The sequence below is a fragment of the Microbulbifer variabilis ATCC 700307 genome, from assembly GCF_000380565.1.
GTDB classification, from domain to species: domain Bacteria; phylum Pseudomonadota; class Gammaproteobacteria; order Pseudomonadales; family Cellvibrionaceae; genus Microbulbifer; species Microbulbifer variabilis.
The window spans coordinates 394,608-412,642 of the sequence record NZ_AQYJ01000028.1; the positions used below are offsets into that span (position 1 = coordinate 394,608).

17 protein-coding genes are annotated in these 18,035 nt (G+C 47.4%); 6 read left to right on the forward strand and 11 right to left on the reverse strand.

Features of this window, described 5'->3' with window-relative positions:
• Positions 1 to 14 precede the first annotated feature (14 nt).
• Entirely contained in the window at positions 15 to 680 is a 666-nt protein-coding gene (locus tag G367_RS0117480; RefSeq protein WP_020414457.1) for a replication protein P, read from the reverse strand.
• Positions 592 to 1,914 (reverse strand): DnaT-like ssDNA-binding domain-containing protein, encoded by a 1,323-nt coding sequence (locus tag G367_RS0117485; RefSeq protein ID WP_020414458.1) that lies wholly within the window; start codon positions 1,912 to 1,914, stop codon positions 592 to 594. Before G367_RS0117485 ends, G367_RS0117480 begins: the two co-directional genes overlap by 89 nt.
• Before the next feature lie 203 nt (positions 1,915 to 2,117).
• On the opposite strand from G367_RS0117485, the gene G367_RS0117490 reads away from it, so the two are divergent.
• From G367_RS0117490 to G367_RS0117505, 4 genes are all read left to right on the forward strand, one after another.
• Positions 2,118 to 4,361: a heavy metal translocating P-type ATPase gene (locus G367_RS0117490; RefSeq protein ID WP_020414459.1), complete on the forward strand. Its 2,244-nt coding sequence runs from the start codon at positions 2,118 to 2,120 to the stop codon at positions 4,359 to 4,361.
• Complete coding sequence (locus tag G367_RS0117495; RefSeq protein WP_020414460.1) at positions 4,361 to 4,729, forward strand: cupredoxin domain-containing protein; 369 nt, start codon at positions 4,361 to 4,363, stop codon at positions 4,727 to 4,729. The genes G367_RS0117490 and G367_RS0117495 overlap by 1 nt, the downstream gene beginning before the upstream one ends.
• 199 nt (positions 4,730 to 4,928) lie before the next feature.
• Complete coding sequence (locus tag G367_RS24165) at positions 4,929 to 5,786, forward strand: DUF417 family protein (RefSeq protein WP_020414461.1); 858 nt, start codon at positions 4,929 to 4,931, stop codon at positions 5,784 to 5,786.
• An 851-nt stretch (positions 5,787 to 6,637) separates the two neighbouring features.
• Positions 6,638 to 8,146 carry a multicopper oxidase family protein gene (locus G367_RS0117505; RefSeq protein WP_157533603.1) on the forward strand — a complete coding sequence of 503 codons (1,509 nt, stop codon included), beginning with the start codon at positions 6,638 to 6,640 and terminating at the stop codon, positions 8,144 to 8,146.
• Between the two features lie 304 nt (positions 8,147 to 8,450).
• On the opposite strand, the gene G367_RS0117510 is transcribed toward G367_RS0117505, so the two are convergent.
• The 4 genes from G367_RS0117510 to G367_RS0117525 all read right to left on the reverse strand — a co-directional run bounded on the left by G367_RS0117510 (position 8,451) and on the right by G367_RS0117525 (position 10,837).
• Positions 8,451 to 8,981, reverse strand: a complete 531-nt coding sequence (locus G367_RS0117510; RefSeq protein WP_020414463.1) for an ester cyclase — start codon at positions 8,979 to 8,981, stop codon at positions 8,451 to 8,453.
• Between the two features lie 49 nt (positions 8,982 to 9,030).
• Positions 9,031 to 9,279 carry a DUF6868 family protein gene (locus G367_RS27005; protein WP_020414464.1) on the reverse strand — a complete coding sequence of 83 codons (249 nt, stop codon included), beginning with the start codon at positions 9,277 to 9,279 and terminating at the stop codon, positions 9,031 to 9,033.
• A 96-nt stretch (positions 9,280 to 9,375) separates the two neighbouring features.
• Positions 9,376 to 9,804 (reverse strand): N-acetyltransferase, encoded by a 429-nt coding sequence (locus G367_RS0117520; RefSeq protein WP_020414465.1) that lies wholly within the window; start codon positions 9,802 to 9,804, stop codon positions 9,376 to 9,378.
• A gap of 421 nt (positions 9,805 to 10,225) precedes the next feature.
• Complete coding sequence (locus G367_RS0117525; protein ID WP_020414466.1) at positions 10,226 to 10,837, reverse strand: TetR/AcrR family transcriptional regulator; 612 nt, start codon at positions 10,835 to 10,837, stop codon at positions 10,226 to 10,228.
• 177 nt (positions 10,838 to 11,014) lie between these two features.
• Here G367_RS0117525 and G367_RS0117530 point away from each other — a divergent pair, with 177 nt between their 5' ends.
• Positions 11,015 to 12,052, forward strand: a complete 1,038-nt coding sequence (locus G367_RS0117530) for an MBL fold metallo-hydrolase (protein ID WP_020414467.1) — start codon at positions 11,015 to 11,017, stop codon at positions 12,050 to 12,052.
• A 42-nt stretch (positions 12,053 to 12,094) separates the two neighbouring features.
• Complete coding sequence (locus G367_RS0117535) at positions 12,095 to 12,889, forward strand: SDR family NAD(P)-dependent oxidoreductase (RefSeq protein ID WP_020414468.1); 795 nt, start codon at positions 12,095 to 12,097, stop codon at positions 12,887 to 12,889.
• A 402-nt stretch (positions 12,890 to 13,291) separates the two neighbouring features.
• Here G367_RS0117535 and G367_RS24170 read toward each other — a convergent pair whose 3' ends face one another.
• The 5 genes from G367_RS24170 to G367_RS0117565 all read right to left on the reverse strand — a co-directional run bounded on the left by G367_RS24170 (position 13,292) and on the right by G367_RS0117565 (position 18,023).
• Complete coding sequence (locus G367_RS24170; protein ID WP_245556714.1) at positions 13,292 to 14,194, reverse strand: copper resistance protein B; 903 nt, start codon at positions 14,192 to 14,194, stop codon at positions 13,292 to 13,294.
• A 298-nt stretch (positions 14,195 to 14,492) separates the two neighbouring features.
• Positions 14,493 to 15,287 carry a copper resistance protein B gene (locus G367_RS0117545; RefSeq protein WP_020414470.1) on the reverse strand — a complete coding sequence of 265 codons (795 nt, stop codon included), beginning with the start codon at positions 15,285 to 15,287 and terminating at the stop codon, positions 14,493 to 14,495.
• Positions 15,284 to 17,032, reverse strand: a complete 1,749-nt coding sequence (locus G367_RS0117550; RefSeq protein ID WP_020414471.1) for a copper resistance system multicopper oxidase — start codon at positions 17,030 to 17,032, stop codon at positions 15,284 to 15,286. Before G367_RS0117550 ends, G367_RS0117545 begins: the two co-directional genes overlap by 4 nt.
• 9 nt (positions 17,033 to 17,041) lie before the next feature.
• Positions 17,042 to 17,530, reverse strand: coding sequence for a DUF411 domain-containing protein (locus G367_RS0117555; RefSeq protein WP_020414472.1), 489 nt, complete (start codon positions 17,528 to 17,530; stop codon positions 17,042 to 17,044).
• 142 nt (positions 17,531 to 17,672) lie between these two features.
• Positions 17,673 to 18,023 (reverse strand): hypothetical protein, encoded by a 351-nt coding sequence (locus G367_RS0117565; protein ID WP_020414474.1) that lies wholly within the window; start codon positions 18,021 to 18,023, stop codon positions 17,673 to 17,675.
• Positions 18,024 to 18,035 lie beyond the last annotated feature (12 nt).

The following is an 18,035-nucleotide window of genomic DNA, read 5'->3' on the forward strand; positions in this document are numbered from 1 at the left end:
ATCCTGGTCTTAGGTCAGATTCCCAGTTCCGCGCGTAGCTCCGCCATTTTTTGTGCATTTTCTTCCTTGGAGAGTGGGGTGCCGGGCTTTTCCTCCAGCTTCAACTGCTCCGGGGCCGGAAGCTTTTCTCCCTCTAACACTCGAGCACAAAACTTGCGATAGTGCTCTGCAAATACGGAGTAGGCTACGGATTCGGGATTATTGGCGAGGAAGAACCAATTAGACTCGCGTCCGGCATGATAAACTGCAGGGTGGCTCCACCTGTGATTGGTTTTTGGACTGGGAGCATTGCAGGCTTCACGGTAAGCCGCGCGGGATTCCGGTAGGCCATTTTCGCCGGCGGCACAGAGCTGCAGCATTTTGTGCACTGTGGGCAAGTATTCGCTCTGGAGGATCGCACGCTTTGCGCCTTGCATAATGTCTTCGGGGGCAAATGAGAGTAAAGCTTCCAGCCATAGGCGCTTGGCATGGTGTAGAGTTTCTGTGTCCGGGAAGGCAGCACTGAACTGGTTATGATAGTTTAACTTAAACAGTGCGAATACTTCGTTGATTGCACGCTTCTTTTCGTTGACTTGTTCCTGGCTCTGTCCACTACCAGTTTGTGTCTGTGAGTATGTCGCCGATTGATCGGTCGCGGGTGCGCTGGTTTGCGCTGCTATTGGAGTCTTGTGGGTTGCCATAAGAGTTTCCTATTGCCAATTTGTTGCGCTCCGCCCACTGGTGGCGTGCGTGACGCACAAAAACGGCGTCCCAGCTTTTGCGTGCGGCGTTTTGGCCGCGCCAGTAAATAATAAATTCCGCTACTAGCGACAGGGCAAAATCTCGGTCGATCTCGCATTGATTCACCAGGTGACTCAGACAGTCGCCCCCAGGTTGCCAGTTGCGTGGAATAGGTTTGGCCACAGGGTTTTTCTCAATACCCTGGCAGTAGTAGGCCCACTCCTCTCGAGCGTATTCAATAAACAGCTCCCCCCAGCGTGCGCTGTGGCCACCTCGCTCAGTCCATTTATAGATAAATTCTGGCAGTAGCTCTGCGGCAAAGCGCGGATTAATGGCCAGGCGTTGTAACTGCTCCCAGGTATGTTCACTGGGTTGCCAGTCACGGGTCATCGCGGTGGGTTTACGCTTTTCAATAAATGGGGTTTCCTGCTTTTCCCAGTCTTCCATGATCCAGTCATTGAATTCCAGATCCCAGGATATGGATTGTTTGCCACTGGAGCGGTGGTAATCGAGGAAACGCTGCAGGCCGCGGCTGACAAATGTACTGGGCACACCCTCGTCGGCCAGTTTTCGCAAGGTGTCGTTGCTCGGTTGCCAGTTATCCGGCAGGGCTTGCTTGCGTTGAGCGGTGGCGCGAAAAGCCTCCCACTTGCCTTTAACCTGGCGTAGGAATAGTGAACCAAAGGAGTGTCGCGGCTCGGCGCGTTCACGCCAGTAGGTTACAAATTCCGGTAACTGCTCGCGCACAAAGTGTTCGGGGATGCCCAGCTGGCTGATACGCGCCATGGTCTCTGCATCGGGCTGCCAGCCTGGTGCAATAGTATTGGCACTGCGGCTCGGTGGGATTTGGACCTGGGGAGTTGGCGGTGTCGCTATAGGGTGTTTGTATTCTCCCGGCAGGGCAAATTTCAGGATTTCGCTACTGCCAAAAGGGGCAGCACCGAGTAACAGTGCACCCTGGTTACGCAGGCTGGTAGCCACACGCTGGATATCCGCTGCTTGCCAAAAGGGTAGTAGCAGGTATAGCTGTTCTCCCTGTGCTGTGTACCAATCCCGCCCCCCATAAGGCTCCAAGGGTAGGAAAGGCGTCAAGTCGCCGAGCGCTGTGAGCAATACAGCCTCCTCCAGGCCAACGGTTGCAGCCAGAGTCGGTGAGATACTCAGGGGTCTTTCAGGGAGCAGGGGGTGTTTCATGGCGCGATAATAACACCCCGGAGAAGGGCTTGCGCGGCCTTTGCACTCGCCTTGTGCGTAGCTCCAAGTCTTTGAGCAAAACACTAAGCTGAAGATTGGCGGCCGAACCCTATAAAAGAAGGGATTGCTGGCGCAAACTGTTGCCTTACCCTAGCGGGAAGGTTGTAACTTTGTCGCCAGAAACGGTTTTGAGGGAGAGCAATATGGCCAAGAAGCAGCATTCAGCACAAATGGTGTTCCGCCTCAGCGGCGTGAGTTGCGCCGGCTGTGTAAACAAGATCGAAGGTGCGGTACGGCAAGCTGGTGGTGTAGAGGATGCCAGGGTAAATCTTGCTGACAAAACCCTTATAGTTCACGGCAAAGCAGAACCTCAGACTTGTATTGAGGCGGTGCGTTCCGCGGGCTATGACGCCGAGATAGCAAAGAGCAGTGAGCGTGATCAGCGCGCCGAGCAAAGAGCCCACGAACAGCAACATTATCGCCAGCTGTTGTGGCGCTCAGCCTTCGCCTTGGGGGTGGGCGTACCGCTGATGGCCTGGGGTCTGATTACCGATAAAGTATCTGTGAACACCCTCAATGAGCAGCTCGCTTGGGGTGCAACAGGACTGATTACTCTGGCAGTGCTGGTTTTCTGCGGCGGTCATTTCTTTAGTGGGGCCTGGAAGGCGCTGCGCCACCACGGTGCCACTATGGATACCTTGGTTGCATTGGGTACTGGTACAGCCTGGCTTTTCTCGATGATGGTGGTGCTGGTTCCCCATCTGTTGCCAGAATCTGCTCGCCATGTGTACTTTGAGGCCAGTGCCATGATTATTGGCCTGATCAGCCTGGGACAGGCCCTGGAAGTGCGGGCCCGTGGGCGCACCAGTGCCGCGGTGGAAAAGTTGCTGGAACTACAAGATGTATCGGCTCGTGTGTTGCGAGATGGTAAAGAGGTAGATCTCCCGATAGAGCAGGTACAGGAAGGTGACCAGCTGCGTGTGCGTCCGGGGGAGAAAATTCCTGTGGATGGCCGGGTTCTCGAGGGCAAAAGCTTGGTGGATGAGTCTATGCTCACCGGTGAGCCGGTCCCGGTAAAAAAAGACGAAGGGGATAGCCTGACAGCAGGTACTCTCAATAAAAACGGTAGCCTGCTGTTTCTTGCGGAAAAAGTCGGAGCCGATACACGCCTTGCGCAGATTATTGAAATGGTGAAAAACGCCCAGGGGTCGCGGGTACCCATCGCACGCCTGGCCGATAGAATTTCTGCGATTTTTGTACCGGTGGTTATGATTATTGCTGTTGTTGCGGCTCTCATCTGGTTTAACTTCGGCCCAGAGCCCCAAGCTGCCCATATGCTGGTGGTGCTTACTTCGGTATTGATCATAGCCTGCCCCTGTGCCTTGGGGCTCGCTACTCCGCTATCCGTAATGGTGGGAGTGGGGAAGGGCGCTGAAAATGGAGTGCTGGTACGCAATGGTAAAGCTTTGCAACAGTCCTGTAATCTGGACGTCCTGGTTGTTGATAAAACAGGTACCCTTACGGAAGGCTCACCACGCCTTACCGATATCGAATGCAATGGTGACAGTGATGAATTACTGCAACTGCTCGCGAGTCTGGAGCAGGGCTCTGAGCACCCTCTGGCTGAAGCTATAGTCAGCGCGGCCCAAGAAAAAGAACTGCAGCTGCAGTCTCCCAGTGACTTCCACGCAATAACTGCCCACGGTGTGACAGGGATTATTTCTGGCAAGAAGGTGCTGCTCGGTAACAGCAAACTAATGCACAAAGAAAATATACCCCTGGCTTCCTGGCGGAGCCGAGCTGATACCTTGGCTGAGGCCGGGCGTACAGTAATGTACGCCGCAGTGGACGGAGAGCTGCAAGGCATAATTGCTGTAGCTGACCCTATTCGTGATGATGCTCAAGCAGCCATAGAGCGCCTGAGCAAGCTGGGACTAAGAATCGAGATGCTGACTGGTGATAACAAAGGGAGTGCAGAGGCAGTCGCCAAAAAGCTGCAGATCGATAGAGTTCATGCAGATCTTTTACCGGAGGATAAAGAGCGCATTGTCGCCGAGCTACAAGAAGGTGGTGAACGTGTGGGCATGGTAGGTGATGGAATCAATGATGCGCCGGCGCTGGCTCGTGCAGATGTGGGTTTTGCTATTGGAGCAGGTACCGATGTTGCAATTGAGAGTGCAGATGTCACTCTGATGCGCTCATCGTTACACGGCGTTGCCAACGCTGTAGAGCTATCCCGTGCGACCCTCCGCAATATCAAGCAGAACCTGTTTGGTGCCTTTATCTATAACACACTGGGCATTCCTATCGCCGCGGGGGTTTTATACCCAATAACTGGAATGCTACTAAGCCCGATTGTGGCGGGAGCTGCAATGGCATTTTCCTCGCTAACTGTTGTTAGTAATGCAAATCGCCTGCGCTTTTTCAAACCTTCGGAGGTGCGCTAATGGGAGCGATACTCGTTAATCTGGTGGGATTGCTGCTCATTGTTGGCATTGTCTGGTGGTTTTGGCTAGGACCAAAGCGCAAAGCCAACAAAGCCATGCCCACCGCAGATAAGTTGCAAATACTGGTCAAAGATGGGGTATATGAGCCAGATCATATTCGCCTTCCGGCGGGCCGAGCTGCAACCTTGCACTTTCTTCGCGAAGATCCGAGTCCCTGCTCGGAGTGGGTGTTATTTCCAGACTTGGAAGTCAGCGCTGAGCTTACTCTGCACAGGGATACTCCGGTTATATTGCCGGCAGCAAACCCTGGGGAATATCCATTTACCTGTCAGATGCAGATGTACCGAGGCACCCTGATTCTGGAGTAGGCTCAGTTGTGACTAAGCCTGGCTGCTAAGTCAAAGTGAAAGACGTTGGAGTTGTAATAATTCCCGAAGTCGTGACGACAACTGTAAGTAAGTTCCTTCAAAGCATCTGCCATCAGGCTGCTCCTGCTGGCAAGGCATAAGGAATGGGAGATTGCCGTAAGGCGGCTCCTTGAAAGTTTAATTACTTCCAGGTCATTGAATGATGAATATTTGTTTGCGGAAACTACCATTTGCCCTCCTGGCTATTTCCTTCGCATTGCTCGCAGCCGCGCTTTTCTCCGGTCAGCAGGGGGGGCTGGGATCCATCATGGCATTTTATGGTTTCGAAGGAGGCGCGGGACTTTCACGAATTGCCACCGCTGTTGCGATAATCTTCACCATAGCTGCCCTACTCTCTGTGCTATCTATCTTTATAGAAAAATTTATCCTGCCTTTGGCGCTCTTGATCATCGCACTATCCATAGTGCCCCTGCTGAGCCTTTTTGGCAGCACACACTGGATTGACGCACTTGGCGGTTTTCCAGCTATAGGTTCTGGGCAGGGAGTCATAAAATATTTTTCCCTGATCGTAATAGGACTGACCTGGCTCGGCTATAAATCTGCACCTTCAAGGAAATATATATGGCTGAATTTTCTACCAGTTGGCTTGGTTCTATTGTGGATTGGAGGAATGAAATTCACCGCTATAGAGGCCCAAGGTATCGAAGGGCTGGTGAATAGTTCCCCATTGATGTCCTGGTTGTATAACTTTTTCAGTGTCCAGCAAGCATCCAATATTATTGGCGTTTATGATCTGCTTGCCTTGGTTATATTGGCTATAGGTATTCATGTTAGGGCACTCTTCTGGCCTGGAGTATTACTTTGTGGGGCTGTTTTTGTTACTACCCAAACGTTCCTGCTTAGTTATCCCGGGAGCTGGGAAAAACCGTGGGTTCTAGCATCCAGTGGAATTTTTATCATTAAAGACCTTTGGTTTATTGCGAATTTGATCATTATGATCAGTTTCAGGCACCAGATATGTCAAAATAATCAAGCTGTAGAAACATCAAAGGAATAGTAATTTGATGAAATTAATGTTTACTTTTACAGCGCCGTAAAATTCAAAGATGGAACCTGGTCGCAAGGATGCAGAGCCAATAATGTAGTAAGCAGATATTCTCAAATTAAGTAGCCAGGGGAAATTTTTCTAGGTTTCTTAGCCGAATAAAATCTCAACAATTCATTTATGCATATCTTTTAACTGAAATAATCAGCCTTGGAGTTTGATTCTGAAAGTAAAATTTATAAGTATTGTGAATAGATTCTGTTGTTTTGTTCGCAAAGGTAATCAAGACTTCGGTATGCTTGGTCTTTCTCTATTCAGATTAAAAGATTTTTTGTTCAAGGCTATTTTTCTTTAGATGACCACCTATTGGTTACTTAAATCTCAGTTGTTGTTGCTGATGACTGAGGATCGAATGAAGCTAATCCCTAACTCTGGATACTGTTCTCACTGGAGCCGTGTGGCGCGCCGGTATGAACCGAATAGAGGTCGTAATTGGCATATGCCTAAGATAAATTGTAAGTTTTGGAGAAAGGCTCCTTGATGGGGATTTTTTACACTCGTAATTAGATCGGCTAAAGCGTAGATTACTTCTCTTACCTGTTTCATTCCAGGCTTATATAGATGTCATTCTTTGACAGACACTCAGTGGCCTACACTGAACTCTATACTTGGATAAGTTGATCCCAGGTTGGGATACTATATAGAGAACTTTTTTCCAGAAGTTATAACCAAGAGAGCGGTTATATCGATGATGCTAGTGTATTAATATTTTCTATGCCTTTAAAAGGATTTGAGGCGATACCGTGAATAATCGAAAGAATATCTCTTTCTTAGAGCCGCTGGTAAACCCACCGGTATATTCGATGAGTAAGGCAGATAGGAATCTACGTGTTGAATTGGATGTTCAGTACGAAGAGAACAATGTCTTCAGTTTTTACAAAAAAAATGAAACTCCTGTCTGGACACGTGTATTTTCATCTTCAATCACCCGGGAAGCTGGGTTTACCCTTACCGGGCCGACCATTGAAATACGCCCCGGTAGCCATCTGACAATTCAAACCAATAACAAGCTGCCACCTGAAGAGGAAGAGGGTGATTCCGGAATGATCAATTTTCCTCATGAATTCAATACTTATAACCTGCATACACACGGACTTCACGTTTCCCCAGAGTCTCCAGGTGATAATGTTTGTATGAAAATCCCGCCGGGTGAAAATTTCACCTATGAATATGATATTCCAAAAAATCACCCGCCCGGCCTCTACTGGTATCACCCTCATAAACACGGCTCTGTCGCGATACAAGTCGGAAGTGGTATGGCTGGTGCCTTAATTGTACGTGACGATTTTGATGATGAACTGGAGGCGATGGGTGTTAAGGAATATGTATTGGTATTTCAAAATATTGCGGTAGATGAAAAAGGAAGAGTGGAGGACCAACATCAGGTTGCCAAGTTCCCCGACAGTGAATACTGCATTACTGTGAATGGTCAATATTGCCCAGTGATACATGCGACGGTGGGAGAGTTACTGAACTTGCGTCTCCTCAATGCAACCACTCGCACGTCAATAGACATAGACTGCCCTTGGTTCGCGCAGATGTACATTTACGGCTTTGATGGGAATCCCACAGAAGACTACCGCCTGCAGGATGGCGTAAGTTTGGGTCCCGCGAATCGCGCTTCCTTGTTTCTCAAAATTAGTGAGGCTGCAACGCCCGGTGCGCATTTCTATGTATATAATAACGCCATTGAATTTCAGCAGATGCCGCACTACAAGTACCACAATAATAGCCCGTTGTTTGTTATCGCGATTGAGCAGGGTGAGGAGATTGGTACTGCTATTTACGCTCCCAGCAAGCCTCCGTCAAGGTGTGCTCCACCTCCATTTCCTGAGAGTTTTAAGGTTGATCTTTTAAAGCCTATTACAGATGATGAGATCACTAATACACGGCGATTGACCTTGCAGGCCAATACGCTGGATGATCCGGATAAATATTTCCGTGGTCTAAATGTAAGTATTGATCATGCGCCATTTGGTGGTTGTGATGTGGTAAACCACTATGTTGAGTTAGATGCGATAGAGGAGTGGACTCTGGTCAATGAGAGTGAGTTTCCTCACCCGATACATATTCATGTCAATCCTTACTATGTTATTGAAGTGGTAGGTGAAGACCCGATGCACCATACACTGAAGCTGCCATTCTGGTGCGATACTTTCCAGGTGCCTCCACATGGATATGTAAAATTTCGAACCCGTTTTAAAGACTTTACGGGTAAATACCCTTTACACTGCCACCTGCTATATCATGAAGATGGCGGTATGATGCAGCATGTGAGAGTTGTAAAGGACCTCTCAGAAGTAAAGAAATAAAATTTTCTAAGCCAGAGGGTGCGAGATTCTTAGCCTTAGGTAGTGTTATTTATGGCTCTATTTCATTAATGAATAAAATCTACCGCAGAATTTACCAGTAAATTGGGGGGTACATTTTATGATTTGAAAATAGCTCTCTATATAAAATAAATAATATCTAAAAGAATATTAAGATAAAAATATAGGCTAGGCTAGGCTAGGCTAGGCTAGGCTAGGCTAGGCTCAATGCTCAACTAATACACCTGGAAAATTTAGATAAGCAACATCTATAACATGAAATGAATGGGTCGCAAATACTGATTTTTTAGGAGCCATTAAAAAAAGGATCCGGCAAGGCTGGATTTCTGATTTTTGCTACGGCATCTGCGCCAACAACCGGAAGACCTTCTGGGTTTAATAGGCCAAGCTGGACCAGAACACTTGCCTGGTCCCACAGAATATGCTCGTAAGCTACCTTGTCATTTTCAACGCCCACAATAACAATAAATATTACTTCAACTCGCCTTCCGGTTGGTTCAATTCCCGGTAGCATGTGGTCCATCTTTATAGTATGAGTGAATGATATGATCAACTCATCGACGAGTCGCTCTTCGCTGTATGTTCTAGAAATAGTTTCGAAAGTAACATCGGGTGGAAAAAACTGCCCTATAAGATGTTTGGAGTAAAATGTACGGATGCTCTGAGGGCCTTGACCACCTAGCATGGTTGGTATATTTACGATATGAGGATTGGGCGCCATAGTGGACAGGGTTCCATCGAGATCGCCGGCAAGTTCAGCCTGTACATGCTTGTCGAATATCGCGTCAAGTTTTGACTTTAGATCTGTGGTAAGCATTTTATTGGTTCTTTAGGTTTAAATGAAATTTGGCAGTTTGTTTGGATAATTACTGACCCATAATTTTCAGAGCGATATATGGCGCCACGATAAATACCAGTGTCACGATTTTGTAAATACTTAGGAAGTCAAAGTACTTGGAGTTCAACTCCCCAGCCTTTAATCTAAATAGCTTACTATGAATAGAAGATAACCACTTATTCATAAAAGAAATAACTATTGTTGCCAGGAGAAGGTAGGCAATATTGATTATTGATGCCCAGCCAAGTAATTCTGTTAACTGTGGAAGTGTAATCATAGCATCGTCCTTGTCATTGCTTCATTTTTTTCGTATTGGTGCAATAAATAGAAGCTATCCGAAGTGAGGCTCAAAAAAGGTAGACAGTAGGGTGGCTTATTGTGCTTTATTACTCATTAGATATTCAATATGTCCCGTATGTTTATCTAGCTGTTCCTTTATTGGTAGGAAACCTTGAGAGAGATAAAAATGATAACTGGGTGTATTTTCTTTATAGACGGAGAGTGTCAGATGAGACCGTTGAGACTTTGCATGAGACAGAAGTTGCTTTCCTATACCTTGACCCTGGACGTGTGGATAAACAAAGATTGCAGCCAATGAACTACCATTGAGGGAATAAAACCCAGCTACTTTTCTGTCTCTCTCAAAGACATAGGTTTCTGAGTTTGGGATATAGATATCGCGCATATCTTCCAGCTGTGATTCCCAGAACTCAGAAGAGATAAATCTGTGTGAATTGATCGAGGCTGTTAACCAAATATCTAAAATGATGTTCAAGTCACTCAATTTGTACTCTCTGATCATATATGTCTATTCCCTTTGTTCGTAGAAACTTTATATCGAATACATAGGCCGTATCTAAGTTTATTAATCTAGTAGTGGGTGGAGTAGGCGGCCTTATCTAGGTGAAATGTTAATACATTTTTCCCACTATGAATTTTAGGGGCTTCTAGATTTATTTCATGAAAAGGCTGATTTTAATTATTGATATCAATATCTTATCTTCCCGTTGTTCATAATGAAATAATTTTCATAATCAATTTAGATCTCGGGAAACTTCCAGTGCCACATTTATATTGAAGCGGGTTTCTGCCATAGCGCCTGCTCTTGCTTCAATAGCGAGAAACTAAGCCACTAAAATTTTTACGATTAGTGGGTTAGATAATTTCTATAGGCGGACCCAGGAGGAACTAAGTGCTTTCATTGATATTTAACACTATACCTTTTAAGCTCGATAATGACTCAAAAACATAGCTGTAGTGCGCTCGGCCAGAGCTTCTTGCTCAGTAGGGGTCGGTTGGCCAGAAAGCTGGAGCAGCTGTGGCCAAAAGCAACTTCCCTTTATCAAATTGTGTATCTGGCCGCTGGCGATCTCTAGATCCAGCTGCCTCAAACGGCCATCGGCTAAAGCAGATTTTATCCAGCGCTGTACGCCGGTTTCATTAGCTTTGAACTTTTCCATCTCTTTGCGCAGGGCTTCCGGTTGGTGGAAGAAGTAGTCGAAAGCCATTCGGTTCAATTCAATATACTGGGGGTTGCAGATGGTTTTAATCTCCAACTCGAGCAGGGCGCGCAACTGTGTATGGAGGTCGCTGTTCGGATTGTATTCGCAGCCAGGGGGTTGGGTTGCCTGCTGCCAGAGTTCGCCAATCAAAAACATAACCAGCGCTTCCTTGCTGGCAAAGTGATTGTATACAGTGCGCTTGGATACTTGAGCACGGGCTGCCAATTCATCCATGCTGGTACCCTGAACACCGAGTTCCTGAAAAGCTTGTTTAGCGGCATCAATAATGGCCTGGCGCTTCAGCTCACTTCTGGTTGGCTTCTTTTCGTTCATATGACTCTCGGTACTTCTGATTGCACTAGGAAATCCGCCTGGCGGTGAATCTTACTTCACAATTAATTTTACACTAATTAGTTTACTTTTGTATCTTTCGGCAATAAACTGCACTGTATAGTTTACTTGGTGGTATCTATGAAAAAACACTGGTGGTTATTATTAGGAGTGGTAGGTATGTCCGTTGGTCTGTTTAACAGCTGTGCTACTCAGCCGAATAAGTTTCAAAACTCAGAAGTCGACTATAAAGCCGGGATGGGTAAGGTTGTTGAGATTATCGGTGCCTACATTCGCGCAGAGAGGGCTGCGCCGTTACCGAAAGCGCCCCTTCCTCTGCAGCCGATTACAAAGGAAGTACTTACCAGTAACGAGAATCAGCCTACAGTCTATCGTTTGGGACACTCATCAGTACTGATCCGTCTTGATGGAGAATACGTGCTTACTGACCCGGTATTCAGTGAGCGAGCCTCACCAGTGCAGTGGATGGGACCGAAGCGTTTTCACCCGCTACCTCTGTCTCTGCAGGACTTACCAGCACTAAAAGTCGTAATAATAAGCCACGATCACTACGATCATCTGGATAAAGCCAGCGTGCGTATCCTGGATGAGAGAGTAGAACGATTTCTTGTTCCCACGGGGGTTGGCAATTATTTGCGGGACTGGGGGGTTGCATCAGACAAGATTACCGAGCTTGACTGGTGGCAGTCATATGCTGTTGGCAGCTTGCAATTTACTGCAACTCCGGCTCAACATTTTTCCGGACGCGGCCTTACTGACCGTGATAAGACTCTGTGGGCCAGCTGGGTGATTGCCGGGCGCGATGCCCGAATTTTCTTTAGCGGTGATAGCGGCTATTTCAGTGGTTTTCGGGAGATAGGTGAGCGCTTGGGCCCGTTTGATCTGACCTTGATTGAAACTGGTGCCTACAACGATCTGTGGAGTGAAATTCACATGATGCCGGAAGAGAGTGTGCAGGCTCACCTGGATCTGCGTGGTCGCGCTATGGTGCCCATCCATAACAGTACTTTTGATCTTGCCCTGCATGATTGGTTTGAACCTCTAGAGCGAGCGCTAGCTGCTGCAGAACCCCATGGGGCGGCGATCCTGACCCCCATTATTGGTGCCCCGGTTGATGTGCGTATGCCGGCTCCGACTCTTCCCTGGTGGAGGAAGTTTATTGCAGAAGGACAGGTTGAATTGGTTGTGCAACCGTGATTATGGCAATTCAGTTGAATTTCTTACAAGGGGAACATACAGATGGATAAAAAAGTTGTATTGATAACCGGCGCCTCCTCTGGTATCGGCGAAGCCTTTGCTTATGAATGTGCAAAGAAAGGCGCGAACCTCATTTTAGTTTCCCGTAACTATAGGGCTTTATCGGAGATAGCCAGGAAGATTGAAGGGAGATATTCAGTTAAAGTGGATATTATTGAAATTGATTTAAGCGTGGAAGGTGCCGCACAGAAACTATATATCGAAACCCAATCGCGGGGATTGGCAATAGATATCTTAGTCAACAATGCAGGATTCGGTAAATGGGGGAATTTCCAAGACTTTGACTTGAAGACATACAGAAGTTTACTTCAGCTTAATATTAATACCTTAACTGAGTTATGCTATTTATACCTTCCTGAAATGAAGTCAAGAAATACAGGGGGGATTATCAATGTGGCTTCCAGTGCAGCTTTAACGCCAGTACCCTATGCAGGGGTTTATTCTGCATCTAAAAGTTATGTGTTAAATTTCTCAGAAGCTCTACATAATGAACTGCTTGGAACGGGAGTCACTGTTACCTGCCTCTGCCCCAGTGGAACCAAGACAAATTTTGCTGAGGTGGCAAATAATAAGGTAAGCGTTGATGAAAATTTATATGAAACCGCTGAGCACGTTGCTCTGGTTGGAATCAATGGATTCTTGGCAAAGAAAAGTTATGTGCTTTCGGGTAAGCAAAAGTGGACGCTTGTTTTACTTCCTAGACTATTGAGCCGAGCGATGTTGTTGAAGCTATCGGGCAGAGTGTTTAAAGGTATTGTAAATAACAAAAAGGCTTAGCTTTTAAGGATTATTTTGATAGTGGTATTATAGGTTTTTTTGGGTTTCCAGCAATTGATGACTTTCGTTGCTTGGAAGCAAATCGCGCGCAGGTAAGAGACGCGTAATTTCCCTTGCCTTAAACTGTCAAAGAAAAAATACAATGACGAAAATCACTGAAGAGTTCCCGCGGTAGGATACAGCATCGGAGTTAGAGAAATATTTAAGGTAGATTAGAGCGTCAATTGGCTGTCTGTATTCTGGTCTATTGATTTCCTTTGGGTACCCTTAAAAGTTCTTCTTACTAGCAACTTAGTGTGGGGCGGTTTGAGTTGATGCTGGGATATTCGTGAGGATGAGATTTTAGAGGGCTTATTGGTTTAGTGTAGATACTAGGCATTCGGAGAATAGTACTCTTCGGCCTTATAGCCAAGCCCTAAATCCAAGAACCCATACAGTATCGTATACCATTTCTCCTTCTTCGCGTTCAAAGTCAGCCGTATTACCGGTATTTCGATATTGATGAATGCCAATATAGGGGGAAAACTTGGGGTGAATTTCATAACGTAAGCGCACGCCGATTTCTATTTCGGATAGACCAGAACCGCCGTCCACACTCGCATCATTTTGCCCAAAGAAATCTAGCTCAGCACGTGGTACTAAGCTCACTTTTTCTGAAATTTTGAACGTATACTCCCCTTCTATACGAAGGGCTGTGCTACCACTTCTACCAAAGAAAAGTACAGCATCCATTTCGAAAGAGTAGGGCGTTTCGCCAATAACTCCAATGGCAAACCAGTTACGGCTGGTGTTCTCTAACTGAAAATCATGGCGTATTCCGGTAAGAACATTCCAGTTGGCAGAAACTGAGCGGCTATAAACTCCCCATAATTCATTTTCATCAGTTTCTCCATTGGTGCGTTCATAATCAACCTCTATTGATATCTTACTTTCATCTGTGCCATAGCTGAAGTCACCTTCGATGGTGGCTCCGTTATTGCCTTGTAATTCGAATTGGTCAAGACTGAGCTTGGCTATCGGCTTGTCTTCTCTTATGTTCGTATCATTCAGTGTGGAGCGGTACTGGATAGAGTGATGTAAATCTCCTTGAGACTGTCCTTTGGCAGGCTGCATTCCTATTAGTAATAAAAAAATAATTACTGGTGTTATTGGTGCTTTATGTGAAAGAGGTTGTCTTATATCTTGGCAGGACTTCCATATGAGGGTCAGATATCTAGTTAAATCTACGGTGGTGAGTGCAAAAAAATCTTTGCAAAGGTGTGATGAAGGAATATGGCACTGAGCTGTAGGATTGAAGTGCGACACCTTTAGCCCTTTTTAACCTCATTTTGTCTGATATGGAATTTTCGTTCATCCACCGCAAAAGATATTTATGACGCTGATAATTTACAGATTTTAGGTTTGTAAATTGTAGGGAATTAATAATGATTATAAGTATATTGCCTGTCTAAACTCTCGATTTTACTGAGGTCTGTCTGTTAATCCACTATGAGTAAGAAAATGTCGTGTATTTAAACTACCATGATGAATTATTTAGAATGTCTATTGAATTTTCTCGACGAACAGTAGTTTGTTGTGAAAGAAATTATTGGTAGGGTGGGGATTAAAACCAAGCACGAATACCGATAACCCACACGGTAGTATATACTTTTTCTCCTTCTTCACGGGCAAAGTCCGCTGCATTGCCCACTTCTCGCTCATGATGAACCCCAACATAAGGGGAAAACTTGGGATGAATCTCATAGAGAAGGCGCAAACCTAATTCTGCTTGAGATAATCCCGTACCACTACCGGCGATTTCGTCATTTTGACCGAAAAAATTCAGTTCTAGGCGCGGAATCAGAGTGACTTTCTCTGCGAGTTTGGCCTCATATTCCGCTTCCAGACGGAAAGCTGTGCTGCCACTTTTCCCAAGAAATAACACCGCATCCATTTCTAATGAGTAAGGTGTTTCTCCGATTAAACCAACCGCCAGCCAGTTACGGCTGGTACTCTCTCTCTGGAGGTCGTGACGTATGCCGGAGAGGAAATTCCAGTTTTTGGAAATAGCGCGGCTGTAGACCAGCCATCGCTCATTTTTTTCTGTTTCACCTCCTCCCCGCTCGAAATCGATTTCCAGCACCAGCTTATTAATGTCGCCTCCATAACTGAAATCCCCTTCAATTGCTGCGCCATTTTGGCCGCGCCGCTCGAACTGGTCGAAACTGAACTTGGCTGTAGGTTTATCTTCTTCCCCAGCGATGCCATTACCTTCTCCAACGGTAGTTTCGTTGGAGCGAGACTGGATGCTGTGGTGCAGATCTTCCTGATTTTGGGCTAAAGCTGCTTGAAAACTCGGCTCGGAGCATAGGGCAATGAGGGCTGTTGTTGTGGCTTTTATTATTGTGTGGTGGTTCATACCACACGGACCTCACGGAAAATGCCGTGAGCGCGATAGAGCATTTGGCAGTGTAATGCCCAGCGCCCTCGGGTATCGGCATTTACCAGAAAACTGATTTTGGCGCCGGGCTGCACTATCACCGTGTGCTTGCGTGGCAGGTACTCTCCATCGCCGGTTTCCAGCTCACTCCATAAACCATGCAGGTGCATGGGCTGGGTGAGCAGAGTGTCGTTTACCAGAGTGATACGAATGCGCTCGCCATAGGTTAATAGTATCGGTGTGGCATTCCTATATTTAACGCCATCAACTGACCATAGATAACGTGCTGGATTACCGGTGAGGTGTAACTGCAGTTCCCGCTGCGGTTCGCGTTGGCCTAACGATGGAGTGAGGCTGCGAAGATCCGCGTAACAAAGTACGCGGCGGTTGTAGCGCTGCTGATGTTTACGCAGTCCCACGCCGGGATCATACACTCCATTTTTTGGAGTGAGCGCGCGCAGGGCTACGCCATGACCTTTTTCTGTTGGTTGGTGAATGATAGAGCTATTGCTTCCCAGGCCGGCGGGGGCCAGTTTGCCACTGTGTTCTTCAGCGGAAGGCTGTCTGCCGGCGGCTTTAGCGCCACTGGCAGGAGTGAATCCCAGATCGCGCTCATCAAGTATTGGGATTGGGTCCATGGAGGGAACTTCGGCAGTGAATTTCTGATTTGGCGTTAAAGTGCCACGAGCGAAACCACCGCGGTCTATCGCTTGGGCAAACAGAGTGTAGGCTCTGTCCTCTTTAGGCCTAACTACCACATCGTAGGTTTCCCCGGTGCCAAGGCGGAACTCATCTACCCGCAGAGGCTGAATATTCTGGCCATCGGCACTGACCACTGTCATATCCAAGCCAGGAATGCGCAGGTCGAAGATTGTCATGGCTGAGGCGTTGATAAAACGTAGCCGTACTTTTTCTCCGGGGGCAAATAGGGCAGTCCAATTGTCCTCCGGGGTTTGTCCATTGATCAGGTAGCTGTAGGTATCGCTGGTGATATCAGATACGTCCCGATCAGATATGCCAGCGAAGTTCCATGGATGACGTTCGCGCCAGGTTTGCTCTATACCTTTTGCGCGTACATCTCGCCAAAGATCTGTGGTGGTGCGGCGGCGGTGGCGGTTGTAATAGTGGCCATCTTTCTTCAGGTTAGAGTAAATCCGCTGGGGGGAATCGTCGCTCCAATCGGAAAGCAACACCACATAGTCCCGGTCATAGGCCACCGGGTCTTCGTCAATTGGATCAATGACGATGGCTCCATAGAGTCCTTGTTGCCTCTGGAAGCTGGAGTGGCTGTGGTACCAGTAAGTGCCGCTTTGTTTTACCTTGAAACGATAGCGAAAGTTTTCCCCAGGCCTAATTCCAGGAAAATTGAGCCCCGGCACTCCATTCATATTGCTCGGCACTCTGATACCGTGCCAGTGAATCGAAGTATCCTTGGGTAACTGACTGAACACATTCAGGGTGACAGTTTGCCCTTCACGCCAGTGCAGAACTGGGCCGGGAACTGAACCATTAACTGAAATAGCGTTGCGTCGTTGGCCGGTGAAGTTGACCGGTCTTTGGCCCACTTTCAGGGAGAAATGCTCGCCACTTAGTATCGTGGGTGGAGGCACCCTCGTTCTGGCGGCGAGGGGAAGACTAGATAAGCCTAATAGAGCTGCGCCGGCGGTAAGGCCGGTCACAAAGGTGCGGCGCGAGATCGCACCACACCATGGGGGGTTTGTCATCGACAGCCCTCAGAACTGTTCTCCGGCAGAGTTAATCGCGGCATAAACCACGCTGCTGCCATCTTTGTTTATTTGCATTACCTGGTAGGGGGTAAAGCGATCGCCTACCTCCATGCCAGGACTTCCCAGGGGCATACCGGGAACTGCCAGCCCCAGGGCATTTTTCGGTGGATTCTCCAAAAATTGGTGAATCATTTTGGCTGGCACATGCCCTTCGAAAACATAGCCTTCCTTGGACACACTGGTGTGGCAAGACTGGTAGCGGGGTTCAATTCCATGCTGCTTTTTGACGCTGTTAAGGTCATCGACATCTTTCGCTACCACATCGAAGCCAGTTTCCCGAGCGTGATCAACCCAGACTTTGCAGCAACCGCAAGTGGCTGACTTGTAGGTGGTCAGGCTGGGGCTTTGTGCCGGTGATTCAATAGACTCGGCACAGGCGCTCAATGCCATGGGGATAAAGATAGAGGCTATAGCAGCCAGGAAAGTTCGGTACATGGAGAGTCTCCTTGTTTTCAAAATTGATTACGCGTCATGTGAAAAATGCACGGGGCTCTGGGCACGCGGAGATCTGTTCGCGCGTGAAAAATTTCCTGGTGGATTGTCTGGGTCAGGAGAGCCCTGTGGTGCCTGTTGCAATTCAGGAGTGAATAGGAGGTCGCAACTCGGTATCTGGCTCTGGAGGGGAGTTGAAACGGAAATAGGCTGTATTACATGAGCCCTGCGTAATAAAAATGGGCTTGCTATCAGAAGGGGCAGCGAGGTTATTGCCAAGCCCAGGACAGCAGCCGCACTCAATACTGCAATTGCCGGCGTGCTCATTGCTACAGTCGTCAGGCTTCTCTGAGGAACAGTGACTCTGTTCGTTGGAATCAGCGCTCATTAAGGCCGGTGCTACCTCACCACGCTCAATACAAGGTACCGCCGAAGCCAAGCCGGCAAAGGCAAGGAGCAGTATCAGTAGCAGTGAGCGTAAAAATCCGGGGTTCATGGCTTCGGCCTG

Bases quoted from the DNA above. Each gene is read 5' to 3' on its own strand.
- G367_RS0117480 (WP_020414457.1), bottom strand. From the start codon at position 680: ATGGCAACCCACAAGACTCCAATAGCAGCGCAAACCAGCGCACCCGCG.
- G367_RS0117485 (WP_020414458.1), bottom strand. From the start codon at position 1,914: ATGAAACACCCCCTGCTCCCTGAAAGACCCCTGAGTATCTCACCGACT.
- G367_RS0117490 (WP_020414459.1), top strand. From the start codon at position 2,118: ATGGCCAAGAAGCAGCATTCAGCACAAATGGTGTTCCGCCTCAGCGGC.
- G367_RS0117495 (WP_020414460.1), top strand. From the start codon at position 4,361: ATGGGAGCGATACTCGTTAATCTGGTGGGATTGCTGCTCATTGTTGGC.
- G367_RS24165 (WP_020414461.1), top strand. From the start codon at position 4,929: ATGATGAATATTTGTTTGCGGAAACTACCATTTGCCCTCCTGGCTATT.
- G367_RS0117505 (WP_157533603.1), top strand. From the start codon at position 6,638: ATGAGTAAGGCAGATAGGAATCTACGTGTTGAATTGGATGTTCAGTAC.
- G367_RS0117510 (WP_020414463.1), bottom strand. From the start codon at position 8,981: ATGCTTACCACAGATCTAAAGTCAAAACTTGACGCGATATTCGACAAG.
- G367_RS27005 (WP_020414464.1), bottom strand. From the start codon at position 9,279: ATGATTACACTTCCACAGTTAACAGAATTACTTGGCTGGGCATCAATA.
- G367_RS0117520 (WP_020414465.1), bottom strand. From the start codon at position 9,804: ATGATCAGAGAGTACAAATTGAGTGACTTGAACATCATTTTAGATATT.
- G367_RS0117525 (WP_020414466.1), bottom strand. From the start codon at position 10,837: ATGAACGAAAAGAAGCCAACCAGAAGTGAGCTGAAGCGCCAGGCCATT.
- G367_RS0117530 (WP_020414467.1), top strand. From the start codon at position 11,015: ATGTCCGTTGGTCTGTTTAACAGCTGTGCTACTCAGCCGAATAAGTTT.
- G367_RS0117535 (WP_020414468.1), top strand. From the start codon at position 12,095: ATGGATAAAAAAGTTGTATTGATAACCGGCGCCTCCTCTGGTATCGGC.
- G367_RS0117545 (WP_020414470.1), bottom strand. From the start codon at position 15,287: ATGAACCACCACACAATAATAAAAGCCACAACAACAGCCCTCATTGCC.
- G367_RS0117550 (WP_020414471.1), bottom strand. From the start codon at position 17,032: ATGACAAACCCCCCATGGTGTGGTGCGATCTCGCGCCGCACCTTTGTG.
- G367_RS0117555 (WP_020414472.1), bottom strand. From the start codon at position 17,530: ATGTACCGAACTTTCCTGGCTGCTATAGCCTCTATCTTTATCCCCATG.
- G367_RS0117565 (WP_020414474.1), bottom strand. From the start codon at position 18,023: ATGAACCCCGGATTTTTACGCTCACTGCTACTGATACTGCTCCTTGCC.